The following is a 20534-nucleotide window of genomic DNA, read 5'->3' as shown; positions in this document are numbered from 1 at the left end:
TTTATTACTCCTTTTTTCTTAACGCTTATAATGAGTTCTTTTTTTATTTTTAGATCGACAGAAAATTTTGGTTTTTGGCTTCTTGAAGAAAACTCTCCAATTGAATTACTTACATTTATTATTTTCTTGTTTAGTGGTATATTTGGAATATATACTATTAGAAATCTCAATTTCCCTTTAGAAAAATATGTCAAACTTTTTTATATAATCTTTTCTCTTTTTTTGATTTTAATTGCTATGGAAGAAATTTCATGGGGTCAATGGTTTTTTCATTTTGAAACTCCACCTGAATGGGCAAAAATTAATGGACAACAGGAAACTACCCTCCATAACCTTAATGGGATGCAAGGGCGTTCTGAAATTCTTCGTATGTTTTATGGTGCAGGAGGTATCTTTGGAGTTTTGCTAGGTTTTTTAAACAAGTTTAAAAAGATAAGTGCTCCTATTGTACTTATATCTTGGTTTTTAATCATTTTTTGTCATGCAGCAGTTGATTATATTCAAGATGGAGTATCCATTAGTATGAGGTATGATTTTGCTATTGTAAAAACCTCAGAGTTCATTGAATTATTAATAGCCGGGAGTTCTTTTTTATATTTATGGTTAAATTTTAGAATGTTAAAGCACGATAAAAATATTATAAAATCATGATACTTTTTCAGAATAATAAAAACTAAAAACATACACAAAAATAAAACTCATAGCTACCATTTCTCCTCCGTCTTCTATAAGAGCTACATGATTTTTACCATAAGGTATAGTTATATGCAATAGATCGATACAGGTTCCAAAAAATGCTAGTATTAAGAACAATGAAAAAAGTTTTTTGGTCATTAGTCTTCCCTTTATATCTGCCTTTAAGAATGCAAATACAATCGATATAAAAAAAATAAAACCAAAAAAAACAAAAATTAATAACTCTCCAAAATCTTCTGGACGTAAATTAAATTTTGGTTGAATATTAAAATAATCTGCTAAATAAAAACCATAATTTTCATGAATGCTTAAAGAATCATCCAATAATAAACATAAAAATATTATAGCCCATACTAAATATATAAGTTGTTTTTGTTTATAAAACAAGTAAAGAAGCAGTGAGAGAATTCCAAATTCTTTTAAGTACTGATAAAACTCTGCATATCCTAAATCTTTTTCAATCGAAAAGTTAAGATTATAATCTATAATATTCCACAAAAGGAAACAATGCATTAGGATAAAAACAAAATCTACAAGTACCAATAAGGTAATTAATATTTTATTTTCCTTAAAAAAAATAGAAATATTACTTAATAATTGATTTAATTTCATTTTATACATTTAATAATACTAACTAACAATATTTAACACTTCTGGTAATTTGAGTATAGTATATTTCGCTAAATATTTTTCATCAATGAAATGCATGTCTTGCTTATGAATATTTACACCATTATCTTGTAAACATATGGTTGTCCAATTAATTGAATTTGGCGTAATAAAGTCTTTTTTAATATTGTCCCCTATATAGTAATATTTTCCTTTCCCAAATATTTTTTCGAAATATTTATAATTTTCAACATGAGGTTTTTCACTACCAAATTCTTCAGAGATTACAACTTCAGAAAACCAATCATCAAGTCCCAAAGCTTCTATTTTATTTCGTTGCTGAATACTTCTTCCATCTGTTAATAAACCTAAACTTATATTCATAGATTTTAACATGTTAAGTAGGTTTATTTTATCCTGTGACAACTTTATTTTAGGCTTATGATTTCTATAAATATGCAATAATTCTTCGATACTAAATGGTGCATTATATTTTTTTATTGTTTCTTTAAATACATTTGTATTATCGTAATAAAAAGATTGTATTTGGCAGAAAATTTCAATATAATCTATGTTTATTTCATTAGCTATTTTTAAAGCTATTTCGCTAAAAGCAGATTTTAAAAAATCTATTTCATTATAAAGTGTGTCGTCTAAATCAAAAACTAAAACGGTATTAGTCTTCATGATTTTTTATTAAAATTTCACTATCATATCGTAGCATTAATAAATTCTCTTCCCAATCATCAAAATAACTTATTTCTTTATTAAAAAGATATTCTTGAATAATCCATTTAGGATAATTTCCTCCAGCCAAATACGATAGTGGAAAACCTCCACCAAATCTTGGGTTAATTTCTATGCCTTTAATTTCTTTAGACTCTTTGTGCAAAAATAATTGAAGCGTTATACACCCTCTCGCTCCTTCAAGACTAGCTAGTTTTTCATTTATCAAAGATTTAACTTCGTTTTTTATAGTTACTCCTTTACTAACCTCACCAGCTCTAATTTCAATTCGTTTTCTAGGGATAACACATTTTAGAGTTCCCAATTTACTATAATACAAGTCACACGTATATTCATCATAAACATCATGGTCTAAATATTCAAAAAACGTCAAACTTTTATCATCTAGCAGAAATTTGGAAATCTCATTTTTACTTTTAATTATGTGATTATTATTACTACTACTACCATTAATGGGCTTAATAAACATAGGCAATTCAAAATTATTCTTTGAATACACTTTTGCTGTAACAATTCCTAATTCTTCAAATAATTCGTGGGTTTTTAATTTGTTTAAACTTCTTTTTATCAATTTTTCACTTGATATAACAATTTGAATATTAACTGCTAAAAATCTTTCTTTACTTTCAGCTAATTTTAGTAGCTCAGTATCTAGAGTAGGAACAATTAACTTTACATCATTTTTTACACAAAGGTTATACAAAGAATCGATATAGCAATCGTCTTCAATTTTACATATTTTAAAGGCATTATCTGCAACCTGAGCTGCTGCAGAAAGGTTTGGGGAATAGTCTGCTACAAAAACACTTGATTCACGCTCTATTAGCTTCAATTCATTAATAAAAGCTTTAACTAGTGATACCCTTCTACCTCCTGATGTTATTAAAATATTATTCATAAAAAATTAGTAATCAATTTTAACTACTTTTTTAATTTTAATAATGGGTTACTTACTAAAAACAAAAAATAATAAACACTTTTAATATTAAATAGCTTAACCAATAAAGTGTAAATAAAACCATTGTAATCATTTCCTAAAAATGAATTTAATGGATATGCGTTAATTTTATTCATATTCTTTATTATTTTTTTTACTTCTTTTAATTTTATGGTTGATTTTAATATTCTAATCATTAAAAAAAATACAAATGATTGTTGTCGTGCCTTTAACCGTTCAAGGCAAGCCTCGTTTTCTTCATTTCTTTTAATACTCTCTATAAGAGGCTTGTACATTAACGCAGCATTTGCATTATCATAAATAACTTTTAAATAATGACTAGGTTCTTTACTTGTCATTGCAGAGCCTTTAACTTTAACATGCCTGTGTGCATCAATTGGTAGATGCGCAGCCTTACTTGTATTTATAAGTAAATTAGCTGTAAAAATTGCGTCTTCCATCCATCGTCCTTCAATAAACCTTAAACCAATCTTATTTAAATGCTCTTTTTTAATAATGTACCACCATACTTCATTCTTATAGCCGTTATTTCCAATATAATTAGTTCCACTTATTTTTGAAATACTTAAATTCTCACTAATATTTGTAGTAGAATCATATAAGTTTGTATTCTCAGTGCCTTTTGATAAAAACGTTAATACCTCTAAATCATTAATTTCTATACAATCTAAAATTAATTTTAAAGTATTATTAGCTAAATAATCGTCTGGATCAATAAAATAAATATAGGTTCCTTTAGCTACGTCAAGCCCAAAGTTTCTAGCACTCCCCACGCCACTATTTTCTTTGTTAAAAACAAATACATTAGAGTGTTTTGATTGAAATCCTTTGGCAATTTCTACACTATTATCTTTCGAGCCATCATTAACTATAATAATTTCATATTCAATAGCATTTAAACCTTGACTTAAAAGACTTTGAATACATCTAGCAATGTGCTTTTCTACATTATATACTGGAATTATAATGCTTAGTTTCAATAGATTTTGTTTATATTAAAACCTACCATTAAATGCCTTAATTATAATAAAAGATTCAATTTTTGCTTTTTAGAGTTAACGAACAAAATGAATATTTTTAAAGAAAATGGTTGGTTTAATAGTTAATAGCAAACCAAATATAATTTATAAATAACAACATAGTTAAATATATCCGTCAAAACGTAGAATTTTCCTATTAACTAAGATTTGTGTTTTAATATAGGTTTATTAATTCTATTTTTGTTCAAAATAAAACATTCTATGATTACATCTGATCAAATTAAAGATCTTAATACTCGCCTTGATAAACTAAGGCACTACCTTTGACGTAGATGCAAAATTAATTGAAATACAAAACGAAGAAGAACAAACCTTCGACCCAAATTTTTGGAACGACGCAAAAGCAGCTGAAGTGATAATGAAGTCACTTCGTGTAAAGAAAAAATGGGTACAAGATTACAATACTGTCAAAACTCTTATTGAAGATTTAGAAGTTCTTTATGAATTTTATAAAGAAGGAGAGTCAACAGCCGAAGAAGTAGAAACTCGATTTAATAAAGCTGCAACTTTACTAGAAGGCATAGAGTTTAAAAACATGCTTTCTGAAGAAGGAGACAACCTAAGTGCTGTATTGCAAGTTACTGCTGGTGCAGGAGGAACCGAAAGTTGCGATTGGGCAAGTATGCTAATGCGTATGTACTTAATGTACGCTGAAAAAAGTGGGTTTAAAGTTAAAGAACTAAACTTCCAAGAGGGTGATGTTGCAGGTATTAAAACGGTTACTTTAGAAATTGAAGGTGATTTTGCTTTTGGGTGGCTAAAGGGTGAAAACGGTGTTCATCGTTTGGTGCGTATTTCTCCTTTTGACAGTAATGCAAAGCGACACACAAGTTTTGCCTCTGTTTATGTGTATCCACTTGTTGATGATACTATTGAAATAGACATTAATCCTGCAGATATAGAAATAACAACAGCTCGCTCTAGTGGTGCTGGTGGGCAAAACGTAAACAAGGTTGAAACTAAAGTGCAATTAACCCATAAACCTACAGGTATACAAATATCTTGCTCTGAGACGCGTTCTCAACACGACAATCGCTCTCGCGCTATGCAAATGCTTAAATCTCAACTATACGAAATTGAATTACAAAAACAATTAGCACAACGCGATGATATTGAGGCTGGCAAAATGAAAATTGAATGGGGAAGTCAAATTCGTAATTACGTTATGCATCCATATAAACTTGTTAAAGACGTTCGAACTGCACATGAAACCGGAAATGTAGATGCAATAATGGATGGAAATATTGAGCAATTTTTAAAAGCTTATTTAATGATGATGGGACAAAAAGAAGAAGATAATCAACTATGAATACAATAGATACTATAATTTTTGATCTTGGTGGTGTATTAATCGATTGGAATCCAGAATACGTTTATTTAGATGTATTTAATGGAGATCGAGAAAAAATGCAATGGTTTTTCGATAATATTTGCACTAGTAATTGGAATGAAAATCAAGATGCAGGTTACCCAATGGCAAAAGCTACTGAAGAGCGTATAGCTCTCTTTCCAGAATGGAAAAAAGAAATTGAAATGTTTTATGGGCGCTGGGTAGATATGCTAGGAGATGCTATTTCTGAAACTGTTGAAATCCTTGAAAAACTTATAAAAACTAACTCATACAAAATTGTTGCACTTACAAACTGGAGTGCTGAGACTTTTCCTATTGCCCTAGAGCGTTTTGAGTTTTTACAGTGGTTTGAAGGTATTTTAGTTTCTGGAGAAGAAAAAACCAGAAAGCCTTTTGATGAAATTTATAATCTTACCCTAGAGCGCTTTAACATTAATGCTAAAAATGCCATTTTCATTGATGACAATTTAGGCAATATCGAGGCAGCCAACAGATTAAGTATTAATGGTATACATTTTAAATCTCCAGAACAACTTATTCAACAATTAAAAACATATAACATTAATTTATAATGATTAAAATATACCATAATAATCGCTGTAGTAAATCGCGTTGCGGGTTAGAAATACTTGAAAAATCAGGTAAATCTTTTGAAATTATTAAATATTTAGAGGATACGCTTTCCGCGAAAACGCTAAAAGATATCATAACACTTTTAAAAATAAAGCCAATTGATTTAGTTAGGAAAAATGAAGCCATTTGGAAAGAAAATTATAAAAATAAGACCCTAACTGATACAGAAATTATTAATGCAATGGTAGAAAACCCTAAGCTTATTGAACGCCCAATTATAATAAATGGTAATAAAGCTGTAATTGGCAGACCTCCTGAACTTATTTTAGATATTCTTTAGAAGATAATCTTTTAACAAACATTTAACCACTTCGCCTTAAACCATAGGTTATTTTTACTGTCTAAAACGGTAAACCTAACCATGAACAAATTTTTTATTTTTGCCCTCTCTTTTACTTTTTGCATTGCAAATGGTAATTCACAGCCTAAAAAGCCAGAAGCTTCTACAATTAATAATTCAATAATTAAAGAAGTAATAATAACAGGAAAAGTTATTGACAAAGAAACTCAAGAGCCTTTAGAATATGCAACTATTGCTTTTTTTAGTAAAAAAGAAAACAAAATTGTTACTGGAGGTATAACCGATATAAATGGTGTTTTTAATATTCCTGTAAAAACTGGAGTTTATGATATATCTATTGAATATATTGCTTTTAAAACTCAAAGAATACTAAACAAAAAACTAACTGCTAACGAAAATATAGGCTTATTCTCCTTAGAAATTGATGCTGAGTCTTTAGCAGAAGTTGAAGTTATTGCAGAACGTACTACCGTTGAAATTAAACTAGATAAAAAAATATATAATGTAGGTAAAGATTTAACCGTCAGCGGTGGTACTGTAAGTGATGTTTTAGATAATGTTCCTTCAGTTTCAGTCGATGCTGAAGGTAATGTAGCGCTAAGAGGTAATGATAATGTTCGCATACTCATTAATGGTAAACCATCAGGATTAGTTGGTTTAAACTCTACTGATGCCCTAAAGCAATTACCTGCTGATGCTATTGAAAAGGTTGAAGTTATAACCTCTCCATCTGCTAGATATGAAGCAGAAGGTACTGCAGGAATTTTAAATATTATTTTAAGGAGAAGCAAGTTACAAGGGCTTAATGGTTCTATAACAACAAATGCTGGTCACCCAACTGCGGCCGGTATTTCAGGAAATATAAATTATAGAACTGGTGATATTAATATTTTTAATACTACGGCATACAATTATTCGGAAAGACTTGGAAGATGGTATAATGATGTGCAATATTTTGATATTAATACACCCGATTTAAATGAAAGACGTAATTGGACTGATACCAGTAAAGGTTTTACAACAAATACTGGTGTTGAGTGGTATATTAACGACTCTGCATCTCTAACATCATCTATTGTTTATAGAGATAATGGTAATGAAAATAACTCTGTTAATAAGCTTATACAGTTTAACAAAATCAACAATTCAACAAGTGAAAGCACAAGATTGGATCCAGAAACTCAAGATTCTAGAACCATACAATATGCACTTAACTTTACTAAAAACTTTGAAAAAACTGATCACAAATTAACTTTTGATTTTCAGTATGAAGATACAGATCAAGATGAAAACTCTATAATTAATGTAAACGGTGTTGACTCTGAAATTGTTTCAACTATAGAAGATCAACAAAGCATACTATTACAAACCGATTATGTAGTGCCTATTGGAGAAAACAGCCAAATAGAAATGGGGTTTAGAGGCGATTTTAATACAAGAGCTACAGATTTTGAAGTATTGCTGCTGGATCCAAATTCTGGAGATTTTAATATCAATCAAGACCTTACTAATCTCCTTAATTTTAAACAATATATAACAGCATTGTATTCACAATTTGGGAGTAAAATAGGTAAGTTTTCGTATTTATTGGGGTTACGAATGGAAAATACTAAAACCACTCTAGACCAACCTACTAGTGGAGACTTTAGTAGACAAAAATTAAACGGGTTATTTCCAACAATTAATTTGAATTATGAGCTAAGTGAATCTCAAAGTTTCACCTTAGGATATAACAGACGAATAAGAAGACCAAGAGGTTTTATGCTTAATCCCTTCCCCTCTCGTTCTAGCGTTACTAACGTGTTTCAAGGTAACCCAGGGTTAAACCCAACTTTTTCGAATACATTTGAAATAGGGTATTTAAATAGAATTAATAAGCTCACTATATCCTCATCTATCTATTTCGCACATTCGTCAAACATTATGGCTTTTGTAAGTAGAGAAACTGGTGTTGTTGTACTTGTTGATGGTGAAGAATTTCCTGTAATTGAGCGTGGTCCAGTAAATTTAGGGACAGACAACCGCTATGGCTTTGAATTAAACGTAAATTATAGTCCAACAAGAAAATGGCGTATAAATACCGATTTCAATATTTTTAAATTTGAAAGAGATGGTGATTTTAATGGAGTAGATTTGAGTGCTAGCAATCTAACTTGGAGAGCAAGGTTATCAAACAAGCTAACACTACCATACAAAATTGATTGGCAAACTAATTTAAATTATAGAGGACCTAGCCTAGATGCACAAAATGATAGGAATGGAATTTTTTCGGCAAACCTTGCCTTTAGTAAAGATTTATTCAAAGAGAAGGCCTCTATCGCTTTTAATATAAGAGATGTATTTAACAGTGCGTTTTTTAGTAATAATATTACTGCAGAAACATTTACAGCATATCAAGAAATTCAATTTAGAGGCGGTCGTATATACAACGTTTCTGTTACCTACAGATTTAATCAAAAGAAAAAACGAGAACGTTCAGGAGATTTTAATGGCGGTGGAGGAATGGATATGTAGTATCTTTAAATAAAGTTCATAAAAAAAGGAAGCCAAATAGCTTCCTTTTTTTATAATATATAAACTTATGTTTTAAGCCGCATTTCGCTTAGCCTTTTTCTCTTCTCTAATTTCTTTTAATCTTTCAATTAAAGAACCTCCAATCCAATAAGGAATTACAAATGTTAATAAAAATATCATTAACCAAAAACCGATTGTTAAAATGGTTAAAAAAGCTAAAAATCCTAAATATTGATCAAAATCAAACATAATTGTCAGTGTCTTTTAAAAATCTTATGCAAAGATATAATAAAGAGTCGTGTTTTACAATATCAAATTAAAATTTATTAAAGAGTTTTTAACTAATCTATATTTGGTTGTGGTGTTAGCCTCAAATAAGGCTTCACCTCTTTAAACCCTTTTGGAAATATACTTGGAATATCTTCAGTTGCTACAGCAGGAACTACCACAACATCATCACCATGATTCCAATTGGCAGGCGTAGCTACTTTGTGATAAGCTGTTAATTGTAAAGAATCTATAACACGTAATAACTCATCAAAGTTCCTACCTGTTGAAGCAGGATAAGTAATAATTAACTTAACTTTTTTATTATCATCAATAACAAAAACCGATCGTACAGTAAGTTTACTATCTGCATTAGGGTGAATCATATCATAAAGTTCAGAAACTTTCCGGTCCTCATCTGCAATAATTGGGAAATTTACTGTTGTATTTTGAGTTTCATTTATATCATTTATCCATCCATGATGAGACTCAACTCCATCAACACTTAATGCTACAACTTTAACATTACGTTTATCAAATTCATCTTTATACTTTGCTACAGTTCCTAACTCAGTAGTACAAACTGGAGTATAATCGGCTGGGTGAGAAAATAAAATACCCCAGCTATTCCCTAACCATTCATGAAAATTAATATTTCCTTCTGAAGATTCAGCAGTAAAATTCGGTGCCTCGTCCCCTAATCTAATTGTTGCCATAATATTATTTTTATAATTATTTTTTAATCCTACTAAATTAGTAGATTTTAATCAAACAGCATGAAAAGATACGTTATATAAATGTTAAAAAGTAGTAATAAAAAACTAACAAATATCATAATAGAAAACACCTTAAAACAATTAACTTTGCATTATACAATTAAACCATTATTACTATGAGTTACAGAATAGAAAAAGATACTATGGGTGAGGTAAAAGTACCTGCCGATAAACTTTGGGGAGCACAAACAGAACGCTCAAGAAATAACTTTAAAATTGGAGCTCCAGCTTCTATGCCATTAGAAATAGTTTATGGCTTTGCTTATCTTAAAAAAGCTGCTGCATATACGAATTGTGAACTTGGAGTATTACCAATTGAAAAGCGTGATTTAATTGCTCAGGTTTGCGATGAAATTCTAGAAGGGAAACACGACAACCAATTTCCATTAGTTATATGGCAAACTGGCTCTGGAACGCAAAGTAATATGAATGTAAATGAAGTTGTTGCAAATAGAACGCATCAATTAGCTGGTAAAGTTATTGGTGAAGGAGAAAAAACAATACAGCCAAATGACGATGTAAATAAATCGCAATCTTCAAACGATACATTTCCAACGGGAATGCACATTGCAGCTTATAAAAAAGTTGTAGAAACAACAATTCCTGGTGTAAAACAACTACGAGATACTTTGAATAAAAAGGCAGAAGAGTTTAAAAACGTAGTAAAAATTGGCCGTACGCATTTAATGGATGCTACACCACTTACACTTGGACAAGAACTTTCTGGTTATGTAGCCCAATTAAATCATGGTATTAAAGCTTTAGAGAACACTCTACCTCATTTAAGCGAATTAGCCTTAGGTGGCACAGCAGTTGGCACTGGGCTGAACACACCAAAAGGTTACAGTAAGCGTGTTGCTGAATATATTGCAGAATTTACAAAGCTGCCTTTTATAACAGCTCCAAATAAATTTGAAGCGTTGGCAGCACATGATGCTATTGTAGAAACTCATGGCGCATTAAAGCAACTAGCAGTATCATTAAATAAAATAGCAAATGATATTAGGATGATGGCATCTGGACCGCGTTCTGGCATAGGAGAAATTATAATTCCAGCTAACGAACCAGGTAGTTCTATTATGCCTGGAAAAGTAAACCCAACCCAATGTGAAGCTTTAACAATGGTTTGCGCACAAGTTTTAGGTAACGATGTTGCCATTAGTGTTGGTGGCTTACAAGGGCATTATGAACTAAACGTTTTCAAGCCTGTAATGGCGGCAAATCTGTTGCAATCTGCACAATTAATTGGAGATGCATGCATAAGCTTTGATTTAAATTGTGCTATTGGTATAGAACCAAATCATGAAGTAATAACTAAACTATTAAATAACTCTTTAATGCTAGTAACGGCTTTAAATACGAAAATTGGATATTATAAAGCTGCAGAAATTGCAAATACTGCACATAAAAACGGTACTACATTAAAAGAAGAAGCTATTAATTTAGGTTATGTAACAGCTGAAGATTATGATGCTTGGGTTAAACCTGAAGATATGGTAGGAAGTTTAAAGTAAAACAATTTACAAAACTCAATATATAAAAAAACAGGTATAATTTATACCTGTTTTTTTGGTTGGTTAGCTATCAATCCTTAAATAATAGTTTACAATTAACAAGGAAATCGAGTCAAATATATAATTTAACATATTCTTAAAAATTAACATATGTTAATTAACGGTCTAATTTTTTTCTAATTCTGCTTAACTGTACTGATGTTATTCCTAAATATGATGCAATGTGGTATTGAGAAATCAGCTCATCAACATTTGGTATTTGCTTTTGTAATTCTAAATAACGACCTGTAGCATTTAGCGACATAGACTCTACCAAACGTTTTTCATACTTTACATATAAAAACTCTAATGTTTTGGTATATAATGATTTAAGATTATCGTTTGTTTCGCATAGTCGCATTAATTTATAATAGTCTATCTCATAAATTTTACAATCTGTCAATGCTTCAAAAACAAATGATGATGGCTTTCTCTTCATTAAAGCGGTTAAAGAAGCTGCAAAACTTACAGGTAAATAAAAACTTTTGTTAAACTCTTTACCAGATTCTGTTATTAAATAACAACGAATAATACCAGAAACTATCATATATGCCTTAGAAGGGACATCACCTAATTTTACTATTTGTGCTCCTGCCTCTATTCTTTTAAAAGCGGTTATTTTTTTAATTTCAGAAAAGGTCTCTTCTGATATGTCAGAAATAGAATTTAAGAAAGTAAAGTTTCTATTCATTTATTATAAGATTGCAATTTACTTACCATAAAGTTATAGCTTCTGCCTTATTCTTAATTAGTTTGTCTGCAATTTGCAAAAAAACTTGTTTATATGCTTATTGCAATTCAATAAAAAACAGAAAAATGCTTAGTATAACTCAGTAAATGAAATAAAATCAAGTAAAAGCCTTTTCATTTTCTTATACAAAATATTTTTGAAATACCAGTAAGGTTTTAGCTTACTTTGAGTAAGCTAAATTCACTTTAAACCTTACTATTAGTGAGGTTTTAGCTTACCAATACTAAGGTTTTAGCTTACTCCAAATCCAAAATTCCTTTCTAATTTTATAAGCACATTACAAACTTTAAATAATGTACTTATGAATTCACGTTTTATAATCCTTGCATGTCTTTTACTAATCTCAAAAAACGCTTTGTCACAAGATTTGCCAGAAATTGTCCCTCCAAGTCCAGAAGCGGCTTCGTTGATTAAACATTCTCAAATGGATGTGTCACTATATACAGGTACCCCAAATATTTCGGTACCCTTTCATACTATTTCATATAAAGGGGTAAATGTTTCAGTAGGAATAAGCTATAATTCTGGAGGTATTAAAGTAGGCGATATTGCCTCATGGGCAGGATTAGGCTGGAACTTAAATGCTGGAGGTTTAGTAAGTAGGTCCATTCGAGGTATACCTGATGACGCCATAACCAATGGTTATATGAGTACAACATATACCGTAGAAGATTTATTTCAAAGGGATCCAAATTCGACAGGACCAGGAAGCCAACATTGGCAGTTTCTCGATATAAATGCAGAATCAAGAGATTATGAGCCAGATGTTTTTAATTTTAGTTTTCCAGGAGGTTCAGGGCAATTCTTTTACGATCAAACCCTGAATAAGTTTGTACAAACCCCGTACTCTAATTTAAAAATAGAAACAAAAACTAATAGTAATGGTATTATTACCGGTTTTATTATTACAGATACTTCAGGAATAAAGTTTCATTTTGGAACCTCTTCAAACAATTTACGAACAGGCCTAGAGCAAGTTACAGGAGCAAAAAGTGTCAATTTAACTTTAAACGGCGTTTTTAATAGTAATCCTTCTGTTTACGGAATCCCAAATCTATATTATCAAAGCTGGATGCTTATGGATATTGAATTTCCAACCTCAAATGAAACCATAGCCTTTGATTATACTACAGAAACCAATGTAGAAACTACCCAATTACAAAACGAAGAGCGCATTCATCCTACTTATTTTGCTTGTTCACCAGAGTATAACATTATCTATCTGAATAGAAAATTCACTCAGCCCAAAATTGCAAGCATTACATTTCCTGATGGAGAAATCACTTTTGAAAAAAGCACAACAGTACGTACTGATTTGCGAAACTCATATCCTTTAAAAAAAATCAGACTTTATGATAATGACAATAAACTGATTAAAGGCGTAGAATTACATACCTCGTATTTTACTAGTGCTATAAATACGAATTCGTATTTTGATTATTATAATGAAGGTATTTACAGACTTAAACTAGATTCCATATCTCAGTTTGGTAAAAATTTAAATACGCTACCACCATACAAATTTGAATATGATTCTAAAATACTGCCAGATAGATATGCTAGGTCACAGGATTATTTTGGATATTATAATGGTAAAAACAATACCACACTTATACCAAAAGCAAAATACGGGCTTACAACAGGGTATATTGGAGATGCGGATAGATCGGTAGATCCTGCTTTTACAGATGCCTGTACTTTAGAAAAAATTATTTATCCTTCAGGTGGTTATGACCAGTTCACTTGGGAAAATAATATGATTACAGCCTTTACAGGAAATGCTGCAGACTATGTAGACCACTTAACTCAAAATTCTACTTACTTTTTTAATGATCCCTCAATATTTTCAGACTCAGACCCTAATATAGATTATTCATCAACCTTTACAATTTCCCCCGATAGTGATGGCATCGTAGAATTTAATGTTATGATGACGGGATGCCCTATACCAACTAATTTTAATAGTGTTAATTGCGATTTTTCAATGAAAGTCGTTGGAGTAACCAATCCGAGTTATTTACTTAACATCTTTAATTCTAGTTTTTATCACACGTTTCCTGCTGGGACCTATAAAATTATTGCTAACTCAAATAATTCTGGAGGTTGTAACCCTTATACAGATCCTAGTTGTACTAATCCTGAAACATTTAGTGCAAACTTAAAATGGACCACAGATCCTACGCCTGGAGAACTGATATATGGAGGATTACGTATTGCTGAGATAAAAACCTATGACACGCCTAGTAATTTAGCACTTTCTAGAAGTTTTGATTATACAAATTTTGTTATTAATACAACCCTAAATAGCGGTGTTGCATTAAACTTTGTTGATTTAAGTATGAATAATTATAGAGATGCAAATTGCGGACCCTCTGGTGGTGCACCAACTGGAATAAAAGTGACTTCCAATAGTCAGGCGCAACTCACTGCAACAAAAGGGAGTTTAGTAGGCTATAAAAATGTTACTGAAACTTATAATGGATCTATTGGGCAAGGTAGAAAAGAATATACCTTTTCTCCACCAGCAGAACGCACCGATAATCCTTATATGGGTAACGGATACTATCAAAGCCCATTTCCATCAAACTTTGAAACTCCAGTGTATAATGATTGGGTTTCTGGTAACTTAGAAAAATTAGAAGTCTATGACGCCTCTAATAACTTAATTCAAAAAACCACTAATGAATATGAAGCCGCTGGTACCAATCATGCAGAGCATTTTGGGATACAGTTATTAAGGATGACAGGAGATGCGTCTCCAATTGTAAATGCCTACATCACCACTTACACCTATACCACCGAATGGCATCGATTAAAAAACAGTGTTACCACTGAGTATTTAGGTGGTACTCCTGTTGTAAGCACTCAAAATAATTATTACAATAATAATCCGCTACTGGCTTCAGAAACTAAAAGCACTACTAGCGATGGCGAATCTATCATCACAAAAACATTTTATCCAGATGATGTTACTGCAACCAACTCTTTAGGAGCAGATAATTTAACAAGCTCAGAAAAAGCAGCCATTGACAAGTTAAAAAGTGGCGTACAGCATCGCATAGCTGAAGCTATACAAACCGAAACTTATAAAGATGAAAATAAAAATAGTATTGCAGAAGCAGGCGAATTATTAAGCAGGCAACGGACTAATTATAGGGAATGGATAACCAACTTAATATTACCCGAATATGTACAAACCGCATTAGAATCTAATACTCTAGATAATAGGATACAGTTTCAAAGTTACTATAGTAATGGTAATGTCAAAGAAGTTAAAAAAACCGATGGCACCACCATAGTTTACATTTGGGGCTATCAGGAGCAATATCCTATAGCAAAAATAGAGAATGCGACTTATGGTCAAGTCTCTAGCCAAGTTTCAAACTTACAATCTAAATCCAACTTAGATGATGATACTTGCTTAGATTCTGGAAGTTGCGACGAGAAAAACCTACGTACCGCTTTAACAACCTTAAGAAATTCTGTCCCCAATGCCATGGTAACCACCTATACCTACGACCCTTTAGTGGGTGTAACCAGTGTTACTGACCCTAAGGGGTATACCATGTATTATGAGTATGATGAATTTAACCGTTTAAAACAGGTTAAAGATGATACAGGCTATGTATTAAGCGAGAACGAGTACTACTATAAAAATCAATAATAACTTAACTTTTTAGAAATCATGACATACAAACTTTCAAGTATACTGAGTATCATATTAATGTTAAGTTTTTTATACTCAACCGCGCAAACTACTAATGTAGATTTTACCTTAACCAGTAATCAGGCACATATATCTGGTCAAGATATTTCAATTACCTCCACAATTGAAAAAAATGGGCATACTATAACATGGACACAAACAAATAATGGTAAAACTGACACTGCTACGTTTACTATTGTTGGGATTCCTCAAAACAATTGGGAGGCCTCTAGCTCTTCAGGAACAATTACTTATGAAATGAATACAGATGGATACCGTTGCGATTTATTTCTAAAAGGTACCACATTAAATCGTTACGCCACCTTAACGTTTCATTTAAATGAAACCGAGCGAGAAATCTATACATTTTACATTAACAATATCTCTTACCAATAAATACACCTTACAATTATGATACGATTATTTAACACGTTTTTACAACACAAAATAATGTTAAGTGTATTTATGCTTTTCTTTTTTTGTTCATTTACACAAGCACAAGTTACAGGACCAACAGCTGTAGATACACATAGTACCCATAGGTATTATTATGATGATGGCATTTCTTATGCGTTTAACAATTGGGTGGTTTCAGGACCATATACAAGCGCTGTTAAAGGCAATACAGGCACCAACTATTATGTAGATGTAGCCTGGGCTGGCGTGGGCACAGGCTCGGTAACCTTCAGAAAAAAAACAATTGTTTTATCAACCCTAGCCAATATTGTTATATCGGTGCCAGCACCAACTTCAGGACCTTCACCAGATCAAAACTATGTGCATACAACGACACCAAAAATAGCAACTACCAATGTTTCTAGTTTGTCTAATACTGACAAAATAGAATCCATAGCCTATTTTGATGGCTTAGGTAGAGCCATGCAAAGTGTAGGGATCAGAGCTGGAGGAAATGGCGAAGATATTATAACCCATGTGGGTTATGATGAATACGGCAGACAAGCTAAAGACTATTTACCATATACTGCCAGCTCTACAGATGGAAGCTTTAGAACCGATGGATTAAGCGCTACAAACACCTATTATGATGCTACAAAATATGAAGCCGATTTCCCGAGTGTAACCGTTAGTAATATTAATGCATATTCGGAAAAAGAGTTTGAAGCTTCACCACTTAATAGAGTATTAAAACAAGCAGCCCCAGGAAAAGACTGGAAACTAGGTAATGGCCACGAAATAGAGTTTAATTACCAAACCAATCATAGTACCGAAGTGCGATTTTACGATGTTAGCTTAGCATTTGCAAATAATACCTACACCCCTACTTTACAGGGCGGAACTACATATTTTAGTGCAGGCACATTGTACAAAACAGTAACCAAAGACGAAAACCATGACGGTACAAGCACTAAAAACCATACTACCGAAGAGTTTAAAGACAAACAAGGGCGGGTTATACTAAAGCGTACCTACAACAATAGCGTAGCACACGATACGTATTATGTATATGATAAATTTGGTAATTTAAGTTACGTATTACCCCCAAAAGCTGAACCACAAACAACAAAGCCTGATGCTACAGAATTATCAGAATTATGCTATCAGTATAAATACGACCATAAAAGCCGTTTGGTAGAAAAGAAAATACCAGGAAAAGGTTGGGAGTATATTGTATATAATAAATTAGATCAGCCAATATATACTCAGGACGCTAATTTAGATGCTCAAAACAAATGGCTCTTTACTAAATATGATGCTTTTGGAAGAATAGCTTTTACGGGTACATTCAACAATAGTGGATCTAGAATTACATTACAAAATTCAGTAGATAATGCGAGTTCTGCTTATACTCAGTTTGAACAAAAATTATCCAGTCCTCAAACTATTGCTGGTGTTCTAATATATTATACAAATACAGCATTCCCACATGGCGTTCATGAAATTTACACCATCAATTACTACGACAATTACACCTTTGATAAAATCTCAGGTAACTCTGAATCTTCTTATGGCGTTACCCCAGAAACCAATGCCAAAGGCTTAGCTACAGGCAGTAAAGTAAGAGTTTTAGGTACTAGTGACTGGATAACAACAGTAAGTTATTACGACGATAAATCCAGACCTATTTATGTATACAGCTTTAACGATTATTTAAACACTACCGATAAAGTTAAAAGCAAGCTAGATTTTACAGGAACTGTAGACGAAACCACAACTACTCATGCAAAAACGGGACAAAGTACCATAACAACCATTGATTATTTTACTTATGATGATGCAGGACGTTTAATAACTCAAAAACAAAAAATAAACAGTTTAGCCGAAGAAACTATTGTACAAAATAATTATGACGATTTAGGGCAACTTATTAGTAAAGGCGTTGGTGGTAAAACCACACAAGGCAGATTGCAAAATGTAGATTATACCTATAACATACGCGGTTGGCTTAAACAAATAAATAACCCTATTAGTTTAGGAAGTGACTTGTTTGGGTTTAAGATAAATTATAATGAATCAACTGAAGGTTACCAATCTGTGGATAAACTTTATAATGGTAATATTTCTCAAACCATATGGAAAACAGCTAATGATAATGTAAAAAGAGGATATGCTTACGCATATGACGATTTGAATAGAATTACAAATGGGCATAGCTCAAAAGGTTCAACTTTAATGACTGGAGATTCATTTAGCATTTGGGGTATAGCTTATGATAAAAATGGTAATATTTCAAGAATCTCACGTGCAGGAAAATATTTAAGCGCTACACAACATATAGATGAGTTATATTATACTTATTCAAATAATAAATTATTGAAAGTTATAGATGCTAGATCAGGTAGTGTTGCAAACGAAGGTTTTAAAGATGGAACAAATACGGGGAATGATTACACCTACGATGCTAATGGTAATATGCGAACCGATTTAAATAAAGGTATTTCATCGAATATTACATACAATCATCTAAATTTACCTACATTAGTGACACTAAGTGGTGGAAATATTTCTTACATTTACGATGCGACTGGAGTAAAACTTAAAAAAATAGTAAGCACAGGAGCAACAACGGAGTATGCAGGTAATTATGTGTACGAAGGAGGTTCTTTGAAATTCTTTAACCACCCAGAAGGCTATGTAGATGTTAATGGTAGCAGTTATAGCTACGTATACCAATACAAAGACCATTTAGGAAATGTGAGGTTGAGTTATAAAAGCGATAGTAGCGTAACACCTGTTAATGTTGATGATGACTTTAATAGTGGCACTGATGGTTGGTCACATACAGGAAGCGGTTCTGTTAGTAGTTCTAATCAAAAATTAAATATTTCAACAATTAATAAATACCATAAAGCCAGTAAATATTTAACTATAACACCTAATGTTCCTATTCATATTGAGTTTGATTTTGAAAAAGGAAGTATGAACCTTCCATATTTTTTTGTGCAAGAACGTATTAACGGTGTTTGGGAATCAAACTCAAACCGTGACGCTATTGCCAATATGTCAGATGGACATTACACTTTAGATTTAACATTAACTGGCGATTATATACGTATATATTTTGAAAAAGGAAATAGTTCGGATGATGGTACATTAACCACTTGTTATGTAGATAACTTTAAACTCACTCAAAATGGACTAGAAATACTAGAAGAAAACAACTACTATCCCTTTGGACTTAAACATAAAGGGTATAATAATGTTGGAACTTCACATTTAGCACTTAATTGGAAGTATAATGGTACAGAATATGAAGAAGCGTTAGATTTAAATTTGTATGAGATGCCACTAAGGCAATATGACCCAGCTATAGCTAGATGGACTAGTATTGACCCTGTAGTGCATCATTCTATGAGTACTTATACTGCTTTTGATAATAACCCAGTTTATTGGGCTGACCCTAGTGGTGCTGATTCTGTAGATGATTGGGCAGCAGAAAAACAAGGAGAATGGGCTGCTTATGATGCTGGTGCTAGTGCAAGAGATGTTTGGGGGTCTGGAAGAATGATGAGTAGTAATTCAAATTCTAGAGATACTAGTTCCGATTCAGAATCAAGTTTTTGTGACGCCGAATGCCAACTAAGAAACACAAAAAGAGAGTTTAAAGCGCATAGCATAGCGTTTGACATGGTTGGTTTAGATAAGGACTCAAAAGAATATAAGAGGCTAAGTAGAAGAAGAGCTAGTTATTTAGCGATGATTTCTGATGCCAAGGTTCAAGAACTTGCTGCTCCTACTGACCCTCTTGGTATTATTTTACATTTTGGAACACTTGGTATCGCATCAAGATTTGGAATTGGTATAAGTGGCTTAAGGCATTTAGGTAAAACTAGGATATTTTATGTAGGTGAAGGAGCTGAGGCAGCAGCAAGAGCTTTGGCGCAAAATGATAGTGGAATGATGACCATATACAACACTTGGTATGGTAGGTTGGGAGAAACAATATCTCCTTATCTATCTAAGACTAATAGCAGAGCAATGTGGGATAAATTCTCTTATCTTTACGCCAGAGGAGCTAATTCTGCTCATACTATCTTTGGACCGCAACGAATTGGTGGAAAATTAATGAATTCAATGAGTATAAATTCGCAGTCAGCATGGAGAAGAGTTGAATATAGAACTCTTTTTAGAAGAGGAATAGAATGGTCTGAAACTATTTTAAAAGGTAAATAA

The 20534-nt window shown here is 31.9% G+C and carries 16 protein-coding genes; 9 read left to right on the top strand and 7 right to left on the bottom strand.

Going from position 1 to position 20534, the window contains the following annotated elements; translation table 11 throughout:
- The first annotated feature begins 30 nt into the window (after positions 1-30).
- A complete protein-coding gene (locus tag M3P09_RS08005; protein WP_249972711.1) occupies positions 31-651 on the top strand; it encodes a hypothetical protein in 621 nt (206 codons plus the stop codon).
- On the opposite strand, the gene M3P09_RS08000 is transcribed toward M3P09_RS08005, so the two are convergent.
- The 4 genes from M3P09_RS08000 to M3P09_RS07985 are packed head-to-tail and all read right to left on the bottom strand — an operon-like array spanning position 646 to position 3990.
- A complete protein-coding gene (locus tag M3P09_RS08000; RefSeq protein WP_249972710.1) occupies positions 646-1308 on the bottom strand; it encodes a hypothetical protein in 663 nt (220 codons plus the stop codon). The two genes, M3P09_RS08005 and M3P09_RS08000, sit on opposite strands and share 6 nt — an antisense overlap.
- Before the next feature lie 18 nt (positions 1309-1326).
- Entirely contained in the window at positions 1327-1992 is a 666-nt protein-coding gene (locus tag M3P09_RS07995; RefSeq protein WP_249972709.1) for an HAD family hydrolase, read from the bottom strand.
- A complete protein-coding gene (locus M3P09_RS07990; protein ID WP_249972708.1) occupies positions 1982-2950 on the bottom strand; it encodes an ATP-grasp domain-containing protein in 969 nt (322 codons plus the stop codon). The genes M3P09_RS07995 and M3P09_RS07990 overlap by 11 nt, the downstream gene beginning before the upstream one ends.
- 23 nt (positions 2951-2973) lie before the next feature.
- Positions 2974-3990, bottom strand: coding sequence for a glycosyltransferase family 2 protein (locus tag M3P09_RS07985; RefSeq protein WP_249972707.1), 1017 nt, complete (start codon positions 3988-3990; stop codon positions 2974-2976).
- A gap of 261 nt (positions 3991-4251) precedes the next feature.
- Here M3P09_RS07985 and prfB point away from each other — a divergent pair.
- The 4 genes from prfB to M3P09_RS07965 all read left to right on the top strand — a co-directional run bounded on the left by prfB (position 4252) and on the right by M3P09_RS07965 (position 8849).
- Positions 4252-5359, top strand: a protein-coding gene (gene prfB, locus M3P09_RS07980) for a peptide chain release factor 2 (protein ID WP_249972706.1) whose coding sequence is annotated in 2 segments (ribosomal slippage) — positions 4252-4314 and positions 4316-5359 — 1107 coding nt in all. Because the reading frame shifts where the segments join, the coding sequence is not laid out codon by codon here.
- Complete coding sequence (locus tag M3P09_RS07975; protein ID WP_249972705.1) at positions 5356-5973, top strand: HAD family hydrolase; 618 nt, start codon at positions 5356-5358, stop codon at positions 5971-5973. The genes prfB and M3P09_RS07975 overlap by 4 nt, the downstream gene beginning before the upstream one ends.
- Positions 5973-6314: an arsenate reductase (glutaredoxin) gene (gene arsC, locus M3P09_RS07970; RefSeq protein WP_249972704.1), complete on the top strand. Its 342-nt coding sequence runs from the start codon at positions 5973-5975 to the stop codon at positions 6312-6314. Before M3P09_RS07975 ends, arsC begins: the two co-directional genes overlap by 1 nt.
- An 81-nt stretch (positions 6315-6395) precedes the next feature.
- Positions 6396-8849: a TonB-dependent receptor gene (locus M3P09_RS07965; protein WP_249972703.1), complete on the top strand. Its 2454-nt coding sequence runs from the start codon at positions 6396-6398 to the stop codon at positions 8847-8849.
- Between the two features lie 72 nt (positions 8850-8921).
- On the opposite strand, the gene M3P09_RS07960 is transcribed toward M3P09_RS07965, so the two are convergent.
- Both M3P09_RS07960 and M3P09_RS07955 read right to left on the bottom strand, forming a co-directional pair.
- A complete protein-coding gene (locus M3P09_RS07960) occupies positions 8922-9098 on the bottom strand; it encodes a hypothetical protein (protein ID WP_199099752.1) in 177 nt (58 codons plus the stop codon).
- Positions 9099-9190: 92 nt separating this feature from the next.
- Positions 9191-9832 carry a peroxiredoxin gene (locus M3P09_RS07955; protein WP_099565766.1) on the bottom strand — a complete coding sequence of 214 codons (642 nt, stop codon included), beginning with the start codon at positions 9830-9832 and terminating at the stop codon, positions 9191-9193.
- A gap of 176 nt (positions 9833-10008) precedes the next feature.
- On the opposite strand from M3P09_RS07955, the gene fumC reads away from it, so the two are divergent.
- Positions 10009-11406, top strand: coding sequence for a class II fumarate hydratase (fumC, locus tag M3P09_RS07950; RefSeq protein ID WP_249972702.1), 1398 nt, complete (start codon positions 10009-10011; stop codon positions 11404-11406).
- Between the two features lie 157 nt (positions 11407-11563).
- Here fumC and M3P09_RS07945 read toward each other — a convergent pair whose 3' ends face one another.
- Entirely contained in the window at positions 11564-12136 is a 573-nt protein-coding gene (locus M3P09_RS07945; RefSeq protein ID WP_249972701.1) for a Crp/Fnr family transcriptional regulator, read from the bottom strand.
- A gap of 361 nt (positions 12137-12497) precedes the next feature.
- On the opposite strand from M3P09_RS07945, the gene M3P09_RS07940 reads away from it, so the two are divergent.
- The 3 genes from M3P09_RS07940 to M3P09_RS07930 are packed head-to-tail and all read left to right on the top strand — an operon-like array spanning position 12498 to position 20534.
- Positions 12498-15860 carry an RHS repeat domain-containing protein gene (locus M3P09_RS07940; RefSeq protein WP_249972700.1) on the top strand — a complete coding sequence of 1121 codons (3363 nt, stop codon included), beginning with the start codon at positions 12498-12500 and terminating at the stop codon, positions 15858-15860.
- Between the two features lie 21 nt (positions 15861-15881).
- Positions 15882-16298 carry a lipocalin/fatty acid-binding family protein gene (locus M3P09_RS07935; RefSeq protein ID WP_249972699.1) on the top strand — a complete coding sequence of 139 codons (417 nt, stop codon included), beginning with the start codon at positions 15882-15884 and terminating at the stop codon, positions 16296-16298.
- Positions 16299-16313: 15 nt separating this feature from the next.
- Complete coding sequence (locus M3P09_RS07930) at positions 16314-20534, top strand: DUF6443 domain-containing protein (protein ID WP_249972698.1); 4221 nt, start codon at positions 16314-16316, stop codon at positions 20532-20534.

It is taken from the genome of Jejuia spongiicola (assembly GCF_023502325.1).
Taxonomy (GTDB): Bacteria; Bacteroidota; Bacteroidia; order Flavobacteriales; family Flavobacteriaceae; genus Wocania_A; species Wocania_A spongiicola.
Note: the sequence above shows the minus strand (reverse complement) of the source record. Positions and strands in the feature narration are given on the sequence as shown.

Bases quoted from the DNA above. Each gene is read 5' to 3' on its own strand.
- arsC (WP_249972704.1), top strand. From the start codon at position 5,973: ATGATTAAAATATACCATAATAATCGCTGTAGTAAATCGCGTTGCGGG.
- M3P09_RS07930 (WP_249972698.1), top strand. From the start codon at position 16,314: ATGATACGATTATTTAACACGTTTTTACAACACAAAATAATGTTAAGT.
- M3P09_RS07940 (WP_249972700.1), top strand. From the start codon at position 12,498: ATGAATTCACGTTTTATAATCCTTGCATGTCTTTTACTAATCTCAAAA.
- M3P09_RS07975 (WP_249972705.1), top strand. From the start codon at position 5,356: ATGAATACAATAGATACTATAATTTTTGATCTTGGTGGTGTATTAATC.
- M3P09_RS08005 (WP_249972711.1), top strand. From the start codon at position 31: ATGAGTTCTTTTTTTATTTTTAGATCGACAGAAAATTTTGGTTTTTGG.
- M3P09_RS07990 (WP_249972708.1), bottom strand. From the start codon at position 2,950: ATGAATAATATTTTAATAACATCAGGAGGTAGAAGGGTATCACTAGTT.
- M3P09_RS07960 (WP_199099752.1), bottom strand. From the start codon at position 9,098: ATGTTTGATTTTGATCAATATTTAGGATTTTTAGCTTTTTTAACCATT.
- M3P09_RS07945 (WP_249972701.1), bottom strand. From the start codon at position 12,136: ATGAATAGAAACTTTACTTTCTTAAATTCTATTTCTGACATATCAGAA.
- M3P09_RS08000 (WP_249972710.1), bottom strand. From the start codon at position 1,308: ATGAAATTAAATCAATTATTAAGTAATATTTCTATTTTTTTTAAGGAA.
- fumC (WP_249972702.1), top strand. From the start codon at position 10,009: ATGAGTTACAGAATAGAAAAAGATACTATGGGTGAGGTAAAAGTACCT.
- M3P09_RS07955 (WP_099565766.1), bottom strand. From the start codon at position 9,832: ATGGCAACAATTAGATTAGGGGACGAGGCACCGAATTTTACTGCTGAA.
- M3P09_RS07935 (WP_249972699.1), top strand. From the start codon at position 15,882: ATGACATACAAACTTTCAAGTATACTGAGTATCATATTAATGTTAAGT.
- M3P09_RS07995 (WP_249972709.1), bottom strand. From the start codon at position 1,992: ATGAAGACTAATACCGTTTTAGTTTTTGATTTAGACGACACACTTTAT.
- M3P09_RS07965 (WP_249972703.1), top strand. From the start codon at position 6,396: ATGAACAAATTTTTTATTTTTGCCCTCTCTTTTACTTTTTGCATTGCA.